The organism is Streptomyces sp. NPDC048643 (assembly GCF_040650615.1).
Lineage (GTDB): Bacteria > Actinomycetota > Actinomycetes > Streptomycetales > Streptomycetaceae > Streptomyces.
Window position 1 is genome coordinate 49,587 of record NZ_JBEZHO010000050.1, and the last position, 14,484, is coordinate 64,070.

General features: G+C 71.1%; 13 protein-coding genes. 6 read left to right on the forward strand and 7 right to left on the reverse strand.

Features of this window, described 5'->3' with window-relative positions:
* Window positions 1-237: 237 nt before the first annotated feature.
* Window positions 238-1,833 carry a GAF domain-containing protein gene (locus AB0C62_RS34065; protein ID WP_362979897.1) on the forward strand — a complete coding sequence of 532 codons (1,596 nt, stop codon included), beginning with the start codon at window positions 238-240 and terminating at the stop codon, window positions 1,831-1,833.
* 131 nt (window positions 1,834-1,964) lie between these two features.
* Window positions 1,965-3,008 carry a M23 family metallopeptidase gene (locus tag AB0C62_RS34070; RefSeq protein ID WP_362979876.1) on the forward strand — a complete coding sequence of 348 codons (1,044 nt, stop codon included), beginning with the start codon at window positions 1,965-1,967 and terminating at the stop codon, window positions 3,006-3,008.
* Window positions 3,009-3,157: 149 nt separating this feature from the next.
* Here the strand turns inward: AB0C62_RS34070 and AB0C62_RS34075 are convergent, their stop codons facing one another.
* From AB0C62_RS34075 to AB0C62_RS34105, 7 genes are all read right to left on the reverse strand, one after another.
* A complete protein-coding gene (locus AB0C62_RS34075; protein ID WP_362979878.1) occupies window positions 3,158-4,045 on the reverse strand; it encodes a Cof-type HAD-IIB family hydrolase in 888 nt (295 codons plus the stop codon).
* A 119-nt stretch (window positions 4,046-4,164) separates the two neighbouring features.
* Window positions 4,165-5,067 (reverse strand): LLM class flavin-dependent oxidoreductase, encoded by a 903-nt coding sequence (locus tag AB0C62_RS34080; protein ID WP_362979879.1) that lies wholly within the window; start codon window positions 5,065-5,067, stop codon window positions 4,165-4,167.
* Window positions 5,068-5,216: 149 nt separating this feature from the next.
* The gene (locus AB0C62_RS34085) at window positions 5,217-5,765 is read right to left on the reverse strand and encodes an RNA 2'-phosphotransferase (RefSeq protein ID WP_362979881.1); all 549 of its coding nucleotides are present in this window, start codon (window positions 5,763-5,765) and stop codon (window positions 5,217-5,219) included.
* A 182-nt stretch (window positions 5,766-5,947) separates the two neighbouring features.
* Window positions 5,948-6,892 (reverse strand): MerR family transcriptional regulator, encoded by a 945-nt coding sequence (locus AB0C62_RS34090; RefSeq protein WP_362979883.1) that lies wholly within the window; start codon window positions 6,890-6,892, stop codon window positions 5,948-5,950.
* Between the two features lie 71 nt (window positions 6,893-6,963).
* A complete protein-coding gene (locus AB0C62_RS34095) occupies window positions 6,964-7,893 on the reverse strand; it encodes a metal-dependent hydrolase (protein ID WP_362979885.1) in 930 nt (309 codons plus the stop codon).
* Between the two features lie 59 nt (window positions 7,894-7,952).
* Window positions 7,953-9,722 (reverse strand): SDR family oxidoreductase, encoded by a 1,770-nt coding sequence (locus AB0C62_RS34100; protein WP_362979887.1) that lies wholly within the window; start codon window positions 9,720-9,722, stop codon window positions 7,953-7,955.
* On the reverse strand, window positions 9,719-10,561 hold the full coding sequence (locus AB0C62_RS34105) for a M24 family metallopeptidase (protein WP_362979889.1): 843 nt from the start codon (window positions 10,559-10,561) through the stop codon (window positions 9,719-9,721). Before AB0C62_RS34105 ends, AB0C62_RS34100 begins: the two co-directional genes overlap by 4 nt.
* A gap of 257 nt (window positions 10,562-10,818) precedes the next feature.
* On the opposite strand from AB0C62_RS34105, the gene AB0C62_RS34110 reads away from it, so the two are divergent.
* The 4 genes from AB0C62_RS34110 to AB0C62_RS34125 are packed head-to-tail and all read left to right on the forward strand — an operon-like array spanning window position 10,819 to window position 14,368.
* Window positions 10,819-11,835: an ABC transporter ATP-binding protein gene (locus tag AB0C62_RS34110; RefSeq protein WP_164372977.1), complete on the forward strand. Its 1,017-nt coding sequence runs from the start codon at window positions 10,819-10,821 to the stop codon at window positions 11,833-11,835.
* On the forward strand, window positions 11,825-12,730 hold the full coding sequence (locus AB0C62_RS34115) for an ABC transporter permease subunit (RefSeq protein ID WP_164372660.1): 906 nt from the start codon (window positions 11,825-11,827) through the stop codon (window positions 12,728-12,730). Before AB0C62_RS34110 ends, AB0C62_RS34115 begins: the two co-directional genes overlap by 11 nt.
* Complete coding sequence (locus AB0C62_RS34120) at window positions 12,727-13,638, forward strand: ABC transporter ATP-binding protein (protein ID WP_362979891.1); 912 nt, start codon at window positions 12,727-12,729, stop codon at window positions 13,636-13,638. The genes AB0C62_RS34115 and AB0C62_RS34120 overlap by 4 nt, the downstream gene beginning before the upstream one ends.
* A gap of 10 nt (window positions 13,639-13,648) precedes the next feature.
* Window positions 13,649-14,368, forward strand: a complete 720-nt coding sequence (locus AB0C62_RS34125; protein ID WP_081218273.1) for an ABC transporter permease — start codon at window positions 13,649-13,651, stop codon at window positions 14,366-14,368.
* The last annotated feature ends 116 nt before the right edge of the window (window positions 14,369-14,484 follow it).

Here is a 14,484-nt window from a genome sequence, read left to right on the forward strand (position 1 = left end):
TCGGAGCAGTCCCGGATCCTGGGCGGGGTGAGTGCTCCCGGAGGGTCCCGGGCAGCACCGCCGCCCCGCGGCCGACTTTCCCTGGCAAATAGGACTAACTAGGCTCGGGGTATGTCAGCAGCTTCCGCTTCTCCCGCTCCGGACGGCGGCACCGGCGTGCCGGACCGGGCGGACAGCCCCGGTTCCGGTGGGCCGGACGCCGAACTGGCGGCCCGGGTGCCGCGGTTGCTGGAGGCGATGCGTTCGGTCGGCTCGGGACTGGAACTCCACTCCACGCTGGACCGGATCTGCGAGACCGCCGCCGACCTCACGGACGCGCGCTACGCCGCGATCGGCGTCGTGTCGGAGAACGCGCGCGGACTCGCGGACTTCGTCTTCCACGGCGTCGACCAGGGGACCGCGCAGCGCATCGGACGGCTCCCCGACGGACACAAGGGACTGCTGGGAGCTCTCGTCCACGACCCCGGCCCGGTCCGCCTCACGAACCTGGCCGAGGACCCGCGCTCGTGCGGGTTCCCCGCCGACCATCCCCCGATGCGCAGCTTCCTCGGGGTGCCGATCACGGTGCAGGGGGAGATCTTCGGCAATCTGTACCTGGCCGAGAAGCGCGGCGGCGGTGCCTTCGGGGACGACGACCTCAACATGGTCCGGGTGCTGGCGACGGAGGCGGGGATCGCCATCGGCAACGCCCGGCTCTACGAGGCGGCCAAGCAGCGCGAGCGCTGGATCGACGGCTCGGTCGCCGTCACCACCGCCCTGCTGGCCGGCGGCGACGCCGAGGACGCCCTGCAGGTCGTCGCCGAACAGGCCCGCCGGCTCTCCGGATCCGCGGCCGGGATCGTGCTGCTGCCCGCCGAGGACGGCGGGCTGGAGATCGTCGCCGTCGCCTCGGAACACCCCTCGAAGGCCCTCGGCGTGGTCGTCCCGCCGGAGAGCCGGGTGGTCGCCGAACTCCGCGAGGGCGAGCCGGTGTTCGTCGAGGACGCGGCGACCGACCCGCGCATGCTCACGGATCTCGCCAGCGCCTACGGACCGGCCATGTTGCTCCCCCTGCAGAGCGACGGCCGGGTCGTCGGCGCCCTCGTCACCCCGCGAGGCCGCGGGGAGCGCCCGTTCTCCGAGTCGGAGCGGACGCTCGCCGCGCAGTTCGCCTCGCAGGCCGCCCTCGCGCTGATGATGGCCGAGGCACAGCGCGACCGGGAACGGCTCGCGGTCTACGAGGACCGCGACCGGATCGCCCGTGACCTGCACGACCTCGTCATCCAGCGGCTGTTCGCCACCGGGCTGATGCTGGAGAGCGCGCAGCGCCGGTCGAACGTGCCCGAGGTGCAGCGGGGCGTCGGCAAGGCGGTCGACGAACTCGACATCACCATCCAGGAGATCCGCACCGCCATCTTCGCCCTGCAGCAGGGTCCCGCCGAGGTGCCGTCGGGTCTGCGCACCCGCGTCCTGCGCGAGATCAACATGGCCGCCGTCCCCCTCGGCTTCAAGCCCGGTCACCGCTTCGTCGGAGCCGTCGACACGGTGGTCGGCGAACTCACCGGCAAGAACCTCATCGCCGCCCTGCGCGAAGCCCTGTCCAACGCCTTTCGGCACGCCGGGGCGTCCCGCATCGAGGTCTCGGTCGACGCGAACGTCGTGCTGCCGGACGGCCGGCCCGCGGTGCGCCTCTCGGTCGCGGACGACGGTGTCGGCATTCCCGAGGGCGGCCGGCGCAGCGGCCTGAGGAACCTCAAGCGGCGCGCCGAGTCGCTGGGCGGTGCCAGTTGGTACGGACCCGGGCTCGGCGAGAACGGGGGCGGTACGACGGTGGTGTGGCAGGTGCCGCACTGAATCGCCGTACACACAGGGAACGTTGTGGCAGGCCCTGTGACGCCCCTTCGCTGGGCCATTGGTGACGGTCCGTCCCCCGGGTGCACCCCTAGAACAGGCCGGGTGCGGCGGGGCGGGACACGATCGCTTGCATGCGCTCTCCTCGTCGCCATCCCCTGCTCGTACCGGCGCTGTTGTGCGCGGTCGCGTTGCTCGTCGCGCGTCCGGCGGTGGCCGAGGGCGACGGTGCGGAGCCCGGCGTCAGCGCCCAGGTGGCGCGGCTGTACGAGGACGCCGCCGTGGCGACGCTGCAGTACGAGGCGGGACGGCGGGACGCGGAGGCTCAGCGCGGGCGTGCGGAGCGGGCCGAACAGCTGCTGACGCGGGAGCGGCAGGAGATCGCGGTGCTGCACGAGGACCTGGGCCGGATCGCGCGCGCCCAGTACCGGCAGGGTGGTGATGTCCCCTACACGGCGCAGATCCTTCTGGCGAAGGACCCTGACGACCTGATGCGCGGTCAGCGCGCCATCTGGCGGGCCGATCTGGCCGTGAACAACTCCGTCGCGAAGAGCAGGAGGGCCGAGGACCGGCTCGCCGCCGACGAGGGAAGGGCGCGGTCGGCGTGGCAGGTGCTGGAGAGACGGACCGACGAACTCGCCAGGATGAAGGGGACCATCCAGGCGAAGCTGGAGGAGGCACGGTCGACGCTGCAGAGTCAGGCGGACGCCTCGGTGGCCGCGGGGGCCTGCCGGGGCGCGGTCCGGCTCGACCAGCCGGCTCCGGACTCGACGCGGGCGTGGGTCACACCGGTGGAGACGTACGAGCTGTCCGCGGGTTTCGGCAGCGGGGGTGACCGCTGGGCGAACCGGCACACGGGGCAGGACTTCGCCGTCCCCATCGGCACGCCGGTGCGCGCGGCAGGGGCGGGCCGGGTGGTGAAGGTGACCTGTGGCGGTGCCTTCGGCATCGAGATCGTGATCGAGCACCCGGGCGGCTACTACACGCAGTACGCGCACCTCGCCGCGGTGGCCGTCGACCAGGGGCAGCGGGTGGCGGCCGGCCAGTGGATCGCGCAGTCCGGCACGACCGGCAACTCGACCGGCCCGCACCTGCACTTCGAGGTGCGGGTGACCCCGGAGATGGGGTCGGCGGTCGACCCGGTGCCGTGGCTGGCCGAGCACGGGGTGGTCGTGTAGGTCCGCCGGGCTCCGGCAGGGGTGGCCGTGGCTCCCCCTGACCGGCAGGTGCCGACCGTGTTCGCGAGGACGGCGGACCGCACCGCGGCGGAGTGTCTGTCGGTCCCGGCGGCGGCCGACCGACGCCGGGACCGTCTCTACCGGGTGGGCTACAGCCGCTCCGCCAGGATCTGCTCGATCACGATGGCCACGCCGTCCTCGTTGTTCGGGGCGGTGCGCCCGGAGGCGGCGGCGATGGCGGCGGGGTGGGCGTTGCCCATCGCGTACGAGCGGCCGGCCCAGGTGAGCATCTCGACGTCGTTCGGCATGTCGCCGAAGGCGGCGACCTCCTCGGGGGCGATCCCGCGCTCGGCGCAGCACAGTTCGAGGGTGCTGGCCTTGGAGACACCGGGGCCGCTGATCTCCAGGAGCGCGCTGGGGCTCGACCGGGTCACGTTGGCCCGGGTGCCGATGGCGGTGCGGGCGACGGTGAGGAAGTCGTCCGGTTCCATGTCCGGGTGGAACGCGAGCACCTTCAGGACGGGCTGATGGGCGTCCAGCGCGTCCTTCGCGAGGAGCTTCTCGGCGGGCGAGACGATCTCCGGGGGCTCCATGTGCATCAGGGGATAGCCCGGTTCGAGATGCAGGCCGAAGGTCCGCTCGACGGCGCACACCGTGCCGGGCGCGGCGGCTCGCAGCAACTGGATGACGTCGAGGGCGATGTCCGGCGCCAGCTCGCGGACCTTGACGAAGCGGTGGGCGCCGGGGCCGCCGTGCAGGTCGACCACGGCGGCGCCGTTGCCGCAGATCGCCAGGCCGTGCCCGTGGACATGGTCGCTGACGACGTCCATCCAGCGGGCCGGGCGGCCGGTGACGAAGAAGACCTCGATGCCGGCCTGTTCTGCGGCGGCGAGGGCGGCGATCGTGCGGTCCGACACTGTCTTGTCGTCGTGCAACAAGGTGCCGTCGAGGTCCGTGGCGATCAGCCGGGTCGGGACGGTGGAGGCCGGAGTCTCGGGCCGGCGAGTCGCTGAGGTCACGCGCTCATTCTCCCGCATATGCGCGCACGGCCGTGCGGCGGTCCGCACACTTGAGTGGTTACCGTCCTCACCAGCACGGTTACAGCCCGTCGGGGCCCGGTGCGGGTGCTGCGGGGGCGGGAGCGGTGCGACGGGTCTCAGGGGAGCTGCGCGACCGCCTCCATGGCGATGCGCTCGAAGATCTTCTGGTCGGCGGCGAAGTCCGAGTCGGGGATCGGCCAGTGGATCACGAGGTCGGTGAAGCCCAGCTCGGCATGCCGGCCCGCGAAGTCGACGAAGGCGTCGACGGACTCCAGCGGGCGGCTCCGGTCGGGGGTGAAGCCGGTCAGCAGGACCTTGTCGAGCTCGGCCACGTCCCGGCCGATCCCGGCGCACGCGTCGGCCAGCCTCTCGACCTGTCCGCGAATGGCTTGAACCGACTGGTCCGGGGTGCCCGTCTCGTACAGCTTGGGGTCGCCCGTGGTCACCCACGCCTGGCCGTACCGGGCGGCGAGCTTCAGTCCGCGGGGTCCGGTGGCCGCCACCGCGAAGGGCAGCCGGGGGCGCTGGACGCAGCCGGGGATGTCGTACGCCTCGTGCGCCGAGTAGAAGTTGCCGCTGTAGGAGACGGAGTCCTCGGTGAGGAGGCGGTCGAGCAGCGGGACGAACTCTCCGAAGCGGTCGGCGCGCTCGCGGGGGGTCCAGGGGTCCTGGCCGAGTGCGGTGGCGTCGAAGCCGGAGCCGCCCGCGCCGATGCCCAGGGTGATCCGGCCGTTCGAGATGTCGTCGAGGGAGATCAGTTCCTTGGCGAGGGGGACCGGGTGCCGGAAGTTCGGTGAGGTCACCAGGGTGCCCAGGCGCAGTCGTTCGGTGACACCCGCGGCGGCTGTCAGCGTCGGGAGGGCTCCGAACCACGGGCCCTCGCGGAAGGTCCGCCAGGAGAGGTGGTCGTAGGTGAAGGCGGTGTGGAAGCCGAGCTGCTCCGCGCGCTGCCAGGTGGATCGCCCGCCTTCGTGCCAGCGGACATGGGGCAGGATCACGGTGCTCAGACGCAGACTCATGAATCGAGCCTAAGCGGAACGAGACGTGATCGCGGACCCGGGGAGATCGCCCCGCCCGGCGTTCCCGCATCGTCCCGGTGCCGGCGGGTCCGCGTCTCTGGGCCGCCGTCTCCGTATCGCCACCGGCCGGCGCCCCCGGGAGGCGGGGTTCAGGGCGGGCCGGGAAACCGCAGGTAGCGCGGGGGGACGGCCTCGGTGAGCCAGACGCCGTTGGCGCTGACGCGGAAGACGTGGCCGTCGCGGTGCATGGCGTCGGCGTCCACGGAGAGGACGACGGGTCGGCCACGGCGGGCGCCGACGCGGGTGGCGGTCTCCCGGTCCGTGGAGAGGTGCACGGCGTGCCGGCTCATGGGCCTCAGTCCCTCGGCGCGGATCGCGTCCAGCGTGCGGGCGACGGTCCCGTGGTAGAGGTACGCGGGCGGCGTCGCCACGGGCAGGCCGAGGTCGACCTCCACGGAGTGGCCCTGACTGGCCCTGATCAGGTTGCCCTCGACGGCGAACCGGCGCTTGTCGTTGTGGGCCACCACGTGGTCGAGTTCGTCGCGCGTGAACCGGAATCCGTGGGCGGCAGCGGCGGTGATCAGGGTGTCGATCTCGACCCAGCCGCCCTCGCCGAGGGTGAGCCCGATCCGCTCGGGCTGGTGCCGCAGATGCTTCGACAGGTACTTCGACACCTTGACGGTGCGCCTGTCGTCCATCGGTTCATCCGCTCGTCCGACCGTCGGATCAGCTGTCCGCTCATCGTTCTGTTCCTTCATGCACCCAGCGTGCCTGGCGAGAGGCGGATCACGCATTTGATTTTGGTTCGTAGGTTTGATCCACAGCCAAGTGCTGTTATCCACAGGGGAATTGACCATTCTGTGGACAACGAGCCTGTGTTTTAAGGTATTTCGTCAACAATGCCGTGCTTGCTGTGATTTGTCGCCAGCCGGTCCAAGGTGCGTGCCCGTAGCTCACGTTCGGTGGCGGCCGTGACGAACTCCGCCGCGTGTTCCGCGCCAACAAGGCTCTCTACAGAGCGCATTGTCTCGGCCGGCATCTCCACCGTACGCAGCTTTTCCCGCTGCTCCGGAGGCTCTTCGTTGGCCAGGTGCTGCCGCAGGTGACGGGTGGCGAACGTCCGCATGGCCCGGGCGAGTTCGGCGTCAACGGTCTGCTGGGCGAGTGGCCGCAGCCGTCGGACGAGCGAGGCTGCTTCGGCGGCCTCCGTGTCACTCGGCGGATGTTCCCCCAGGTAGCGCGCGAAGACGTGCTCGGTGGTGAATTCCAGGAAGCGGGAGGCGATGTGCTCGACCTGTCCCCTCAACTCCCTCAGGTGGGAGGAGATCGCTGACAGTGGGACGCCCGCCTTGTGCAACTCGGCGGCGGCGGACAGCTCTTGGGGGCTCGGCACGAGGAAGCTGTCCTCGTCCCCCGGAACGGGTTCCAGCACGCCCAGTTCCACCGCGTCCGCGACCGCCGCGTCGTCCTGACGTCCACCGAAGCGCTCGTTCAGCTCCGCCCGGGACATCCGCGCGGCCTCCTCGTCGGTCCACGGCCCGTCGACCTCCGCGACCAGGCCGAGGACACCGCCGAGTCCGCGCCCCGCGTCCCACGCCTCCAGGAGCTCCTTGATCGACGCCAGCGTGTAACCGCGGTCGAGCAGGTCCGCGATCTGTCGCAGCCTGGCCAGATGGGCGTTCGCGTACACGTTGGCGCGGCCTCGCCTCTCGGGGCGGGGGAGCAGCCCCCGGTCCTGGTAGGCGCGGATCGTTCGGACCGTGGCACCGCTGCGGTGCGCCAGGTCCTCTATGCGGTACGCCGCCCCGCCCGGCTCCTCACTCATCTCTCCCGCCCTCCCGCCGTACGCGTCTCCCCCGCCGCCTCACGCCTGTCCACTGTCCACGTCGGCCGGCCCTACGCGGTCGCCGCCCGGGTGATCGCGCCCACCGCGGAGCGAGCGGCGGGAGACTGCGCGAGGTACTCCACCGCCCTGCGCAACGAGCCCTCCTGAGACGGATGGTAGGACCGCCGGAGATAGCGCGGCACGGCCGCGCCGAGCTCCTTCCAGGTGGGCAGCAACCCCTTGCGGACGGCTCTGTTGTGCTCGGTGAGCGAGTAGCGCAGACGTCCTGCCAACCGAGGGTCACGGCGCATGAGGTAGGCGGCGCCCCAGCCCCACAGGTACAGCATCATCGGTGCGGTGACGGCCATGCCCGCGATCCGGCGGGCGTACCGGGCGGCGCCCTCGCCGCCGCAGTGCTGGTACATGTCGAAGGCCACGGCGCGGTGCTCGACCTCCTCCGCGCCGTGCCAGCGCAGCAGGTCCAGCATGACCTCGTCCGCGTCGGCGAGATCGAGTCCCTCCGCCGCCAGCACCCAGTCACCCAGCACCGCCGTGAACTGCTCGATCGCCGCGATCACCGAGAGCCGGAACCGCAGCCACTCGGCGGCCCGGACCGGAACTCCCCGGGGCGGCTCGTCGCCGAGCAGCTTCTCGAAGAGGAAGTCGACGTACTTGGTGAAGTCGGCGGTGTCGAGCCGCTGGGCGGCGAGGTGGTCGAGGACATAGGCGTGCTGCACGCTGTGCGTGGCCTCCTGGCCCATGAACCCCTTGACGTCCTTGAGGAGTTCGGGATCACGGACCAGTGGCAGCGCTTCCTTGAAGACCTTCACGAACCACCGCTCACCCGCGGGCAGCAGCAGATGCAACACGTTGATGACGTGGGTGGCGGTGGGCTCGTCCGGGATCCAGTGCAGCGGGGTGTCCTCCCAGTCGAAGGACACCCGCCTCGGGGCGATCCCGTGGCGCCCGTCGTCTTCCCGGCCGCCGGTCGACCTGTCCATGAACGCTCCCCCTGATGGTGCCGTCGGGCCGTCCGGCCCGTCTCCCCCTGCCCGGCCGGTCACAGCGGCGGCTCCAGCCGGGCGATCGCGCGCAGGGTCCGGGGCGCGAAGCGGTGCAGCAGATGGGCGCCGCGCGCCTCCGGAGTCACCGGAACCACCGCTTCGTTGCGCACGACCGCGCGCAGGATGGCGTCGGCGACCTTCTCCGGTGGGTAGTTGCGCAGCCCGTACAGCCGCGTCGACCGCTTCTGGCGTCGCTTCTCCTCGGTCGCGTCGACTCCGGCGAAGCGCGCGGTCGCGGTGATGTTGGTGTTGACCAGGCCGGGACAGATCGCCGAGACGCCGATGCCCTGGCCGGCCAGTTCGGCGCGCAGACACTCGCTGAGCATCAGGACGGCCGCCTTGGAGGTGCTGTACGCGGGCAGCGCCTTCGAGGGCTGGAACGCCGCCGCCGACGCGGTGTTGACAATATGGCCGCCCTGTCCGCGGTCGGCCATCTGCTTCCCGAAGAGGCGGCAGCCGTGGATCACGCCCCACAGGTTGACGTCGAGGACCTTCTTCCAGTCCTCCGGGGTGGTGTCGAAGAAGGAGCCGGAGAGTCCGATGCCGGCGTTGTTCACCAGCACGTCCACCACGCCGTACTCCGTGGCGACCTTCTCGGCGAGCTTCTCCATGGCCTGCTCGTCCGAGACGTCGACGGTCTCGGCCCAGGCCGCGGGGGAGCCGATGAGCCGGGACATCTCCGCCGTACGGGCCGCGCTCTCCGCGTCCCGGTCGACGGCCACCACCCGGGCGCCGGCCTCGGCGAAGGCGAACGCCGTGGCCCGGCCGATGCCGCTGCCCGCCCCGGTGACCAGCACCAGCTGCCCGCCGAACCGCTCGGCGTGTCGGCCGGTGGCCACCGTCGAGGGCGCGGGTATCCCCGCATCGCGCCCTTCGTTGGCGGTCACGAACTCGGTGATCCAGGCGGCCAGTTGGTCGGGTCGCGTGCGCGGAACCCAGTGCTTGGCCGGGATCGTGCGGCGCACCAGCTGCGGAGCCCACTCCTCCAGCCCGTCGTAGAGGCGCTCCGAGAGGAAGGCGTCCCCTAGAGGCGTGATGAGCTGTACGGGCGCGTGCGCGTACGCGTCGTCGCGGGGACGGCTCAGCCGCGGCCGGACGTTGTCGCGGTACAGCCAGGCGCCGTGCGCGGCGTCGGTGGGCAGCGACGCCGTCGGGTAGTCGCCCGCCGGCACCTTCTCGACCCGCTCGAGGATCTTCGGCCAGCGCTTGCCGAGGGGACCGCGCCAGGCCAGCTCAGGCAGCACCGGCGTGTGCAGCATGTAGACGTACCAGGACTTGGCGCCCTGGCCGAGGAGCTGGCCGGCCCTGCGGGGCGTGGGCCGCCTCATCCGCTGCTTGATCCAGTGGCCGAAGTGGTCGAGGGAGGGTCCGGACATCGACGTGAAGGACGCGATCCGGCCCTGGGTGCGCGCGACGGTCACGAACTCCCAGGACTGCACCGAACCCCAGTCGTGCCCCACCAGGTGCACCGGCTCGTCGGGGCTGACCGCGTCGACGACCGCCAGGAAGTCGTCCGTCAGCTTCTCCAGGGTGAACCCGCCCCGCAGGGGCTGCGGCGCCGTCGAGCGGCCGTGGCCCCGGACGTCGTACAGCACGACGTGGAAGCGGTCGGCGAGCCGGACGGCGACCTCGGACCACACCTCCTTGGAGTCCGGATAGCCGTGCACGAGCACGACCGTCGGCTGCCTGTCGTCGCCCAGCTCGGCGACGCACAGCTCGATCCCGCCCGTCCGCACCCAGCGCTCACGCGCGCCCACGAGACTCACTTGTCCTCCGCCCAGCGCCGCACGTGCGGCAGATCGTCGTCGAGCCAGAACGCGCTCTGCTCGGGGTCCTTGGAGTCGGTGACGACCAGGATCTCCTCGAACTTCGCGCCCGTACCCCGGAATCCGAGGTGCGGTTCGACCGCCCACAGCCCCGGGTGGGGCGGGTGGTCGGAGAAGGTGTACGGCGACCACAGGGGCGACCAGCCGTCCCGGTGCCCGTGCAGCGCGTCGCTCGCCAGCCCCTTCAGGGACTGCGTGCCGAACCCGAACAGACGCGGTGACCAAGGTCGCTCCCGCACCCGGTCCACCTTGTGCGCGATCACGCCGAACGGATACGCGCGGTGCCGGTTGGCGTACCCCTGGCGGACCATGAGCCGGTCCACGTCCTCGTAGATCTCGCGCAGCGGCCGCCGCTCGCGCACCTCGCGCAGGATCAGCTCCCGGTGCGCCTCCAGATCGGCGAGCAGCCGGTCCTGCACGGGGTTCAGTCCGAGCGAGCCCGAGTACCCGATGTCCGCCGTGAAGCCCTTGTGCACCGGAGCCATGTCGAGGATGAAGGGCATCCCCGGCTCCAGCCGGCGGTTGGTGGGGAAGAACTGGAGCGGGATCCGGAAACCGACGAACGCCGTGCGGTCGCCGAACCAGGCGAAGGGCAGATGGAACCAGTCCCTCACCCCGCGCTCGCGCAGCCACACCCGCTGCATCCGCGCCGCCTCACGCTCGGTGACGCCGGGCTTCAGCTGCGCCGCGACCGCCTCCGCGCACTCGTAGGCGAGACGCTGCACCTCTCTGAACCCCCGCAGCTCCGCGGAGAGTTCGCCTGCCACTGCCGTCGTCATGCCACCGCCCCACCCTGTCCACACCGACTGCGGTACGTGCCCGTAACTTGACACTGGTGAATGTGACAGTTGTTAGAGGCCGCGTCAATAGACCGGTGCGCGGCCTGTGGACAACCGGACGGATGTGGACAACCGGCGCGCGGTTGGGTGTACCTCAGGGGGACCCCTAAGGACCCGTACGCCTGGAGGCTGACACGGATCCACCTCCACGGGTTGACGACCCCTGTGGTCTGCGCCACTACCTTCGAATCGTGACTGTGATCGCGACCGAAAGCCTGAGCAAGCGGTTCCCCCGGGTGACCGCGCTTGACCGGCTCTCCGTGGACGTCGGGCCCGGTGTGACCGGACTCGTCGGAGCCAATGGAGCCGGCAAGTCCACACTGATCAAGATCCTGCTGGGTCTGTCCCCCGCCACCGAGGGCCACGCACGCGTGCTCGGCCTCGACGTCGCCACCGAAGGCGCCGCCATCCGTGAGCGGGTCGGGTACATGCCCGAGCACGACTGCCTGCCGCCCGACGTCTCGGCCACCGAGTTCGTCGTCCACATGGCGCGCATGTCCGGGCTCCCGCCGGCCGCGGCCCGCGAGCGCACCGCGGACACGCTGCGCCACGTCGGGCTCTACGAGGAGAGGTACCGCCCCATCGGGGGCTACTCCACGGGCATGAAGCAGCGCGTGAAGCTCGCGCAGGCCCTCGTCCACGACCCCCAGCTGGTCTTCCTGGACGAGCCGACCAACGGCCTCGACCCGGTCGGCCGCGACGACATGCTCGGACTGATCCGCCGCATCCACACGGACTTCGGCATCTCGGTCCTGGTCACCTCGCACCTGCTGGGCGAACTGGAGCGCACCTGCGACCACGTGGTCGTCGTCGACGGCGGCAAGCTGCTGCGCTCCAGCTCCACCACGGACTTCACCCAGACGACCACGACCCTCGCCATCGAGGTCACCGACAACGACGAGCACCCGGACGGCACCCGCGCGGTCCGCGAGGCGCTCCACGCGCGCGGGATCGAGACGCACGACGGCAGCGGCCTGCCGGGCGCCGGACACATCCTGCTGCTGACCACCGAGAGCGAGGACACCTACGACCTCGTCCGCGACCTGGTCGCCGACCTCGGCCTCGGCCTGGTCCGTATGGAACAGCGACGGCACCACATCGCCGAGGTCTTCAACGACAGCGACGAACAGCGCACCAAGGACGAGCGCGCGGCGAGCACGGACCCGCGCACCGGCGACGACCAGCGGAAGGAGGCGGTCGGCCATGGCAGTTGAGCAGCCCCTCACCCAGCCCGGTGAGCAGTCCCGCATCCACAACATCGGCTATCGCAACTACGACGGCCCGCGCCTCGGCCGCGCCTACGCCCGCCGGTCCCTGTACTCGCAGTCCCTGCGCGGCGCCTACGGACTCGGCCGCTCGGTCAAGTCCAAGGTCCTGCCGATGCTGCTCTTCGTGGTGATCTGCGTCCCGGCGCTGATCATGGTCGCCGTCGCGGTCGCCACCAAGGCGAAGGACCTCCCCGTCGACTACACGCGCTACGCGGTGATCATGCAGGCGGTCATCGGCCTGTACGTCGCCTCGCAGGGCCCCCAGGCGGTCTCCCGCGACCTGCGCTTCAAGACCGTGCCGCTGTACTTCTCGCGCCCCATCGAGACCGCCGACTACGTCCGCGCGAAGTACGCGGCGCTCGCCTCGGCCCTGTTCATCCTCACGGCGGCCCCGCTGATCGTGCTCTACGTGGGCGCGCTGCTCGCCAAGCTCGACTTCGCCGACCAGACGAAGGGCTTCGGACAGGGGCTGGTCTCCGTGGCGCTGCTCTCGCTGCTCTTCGCCGGCATCGGCCTGGTCATCTCGGCCGTCACCCCGCGCCGCGGGTTCGGTATCGCGGCCGTCATCGCCGCGCTGACCATCTCCTACGGAGCGGTCTCCACCGTCCAGGCCATCGCCTTCGAGCAGTCCAGCAGCGGGGCCGTCCCGTGGCTCGGGCTCTTCTCGCCCATCACGCTCATCGACGGCGTGCAGACGGCCTTCCTGGGCGCCTCCTCCGCCTTCCCCGGAGAGGTGGGCCCCTCGTCCGGCCAGGGCGTCGTCTACCTCGTCGTCGTCCTGGGTCTCATCGCCGGCTGCTACGGCCTCCTGATGCGCCGCTACCGAAAGGTCGGGCTGTGACCACCCTCAACATCGACCACGTCTCACGCTGGTTCGGCAACGTGGTGGCGGTCAACGACATCACGATGACGATCGGCCCCGGCGTCACCGGCCTGCTCGGCCCGAACGGGGCCGGCAAGTCCACCCTCATCAACATGATGGGCGGCTTCCTCGCCCCCTCGACGGGCACCGTCACCCTCGACGGCCGCCCGACCTGGCGCAACGAGGACATCTACCGGCACATCGGCATCGTCCCCGAACGCGAGGCGATGTACGACTTCCTCACCGGCCGCGAGTTCGTCGTCGCCAACGCCGAACTGCACGGTCTCGGCGCGAAGTCCGCCCAGCGGGCGCTGGCCACCGTCGAGATGGAGTACGCGCAGGACCGCAAGATCTCCACGTACTCCAAGGGCATGCGGCAGCGCGTGAAGATGGCGTCCGCGCTGGTCCACGACCCGTCGCTGCTGCTGCTCGACGAACCGTTCAACGGCATGGACCCGCGTCAGCGCATGCAGCTCATGGACCTGCTGCGCCGCATGGGCGACGAGGGCCGCACGGTGCTGTTCTCGTCCCACATCCTCGAAGAGGTCGAGCAGCTCGCCTCCCACATCGAGGTGATCGTCGCCGGACGGCACGCGGCGAGCGGTGACTTCCGGCGGATCCGCCGCCTGATGACCGACCGCCCGCACCGCTACCTCATCCGCTCCAGCGACGACCGGGCACTGGCCGCCGCACTGATCGCGGACCCGTCGACGTCCGGCATCGAGGTCGACCTCGCCGAGGGCGCACTGCGCATCCAGGCCGTCGACTTCGGCCGCTTCACCGCCCTGCTGCCCAAGGTCGCGCGCGAGCACGGCATCCGGCTGCTGACGGTGTCGCCGTCCGACGAGTCCCTGGAATCCGTCTTCTCGTATCTTGTCGCGGCGTAGGAGGCCGAAGATGTACGACCCCACAGTCGCCCGGCTCACCTACCGCGGCCTGCTCGGCCGCCGCCGGGCCCTCATCCTCGGCATCCTGCCCGTCCTGCTCATCGTCATCTCGGTGGCTGTCCGCAGCTTCTCCGGTGCCGACGACCAGGTGGCCTCGGACCTGCTCGGCGGCTTCGCGCTCGCCACCATGGTGCCGATCATCGGCGTCATCGCCGGCACGGGCGCCATCGGACCCGAGATCGACGACGGCTCGGTGGTGTACCTGCTGGCCAAGCCCCTCAAGCGGCCCACGATCATCTTCACCAAGCTGATCGTCGCGATCGCCGTCACCATGGCGTTCTCGGCGGTGCCGACCTTCATCGCGGGCATGATCCTCAACGGCAACGGCCAGCAGATCGCCGTCGCCTACACCGTCGCCGCGCTGGTCGCCTCGATCGCCTACGCCGCGATGTTCCTGCTCCTCGGGACCGTGACCCGGCACGCCGTGGTCTTCGGACTCGTCTACGCGCTCGTCTGGGAGGCCCTGTTCGGCTCCCTGGTGTCGGGCGCGCGCACCCTCAGCGTCCAGCAGTGGGCGCTCGCCGTGGGCCACAAGGTGACCGGCGGCGACCTCGTCACCTCGGACGTCGGCCTGCCCACCGCGACGGTCCTGCTGGTCGTGGTCACCGTCGCCGCCACCTGGTACGCGGGTCAGCGGCTGCGGTCGCTGACGCTGGCCGGCGAGGAGTGAGCCACCCGCTGCGAGCGCGGAGGACCGAGCCCCCGGCACCGGGTGAGCGCCGGGTCTGAGCGCCGTTCCGAGAGAAGAGGCTCCCCGCGCGCGTGCCGCCGATCACCGGCCACGCG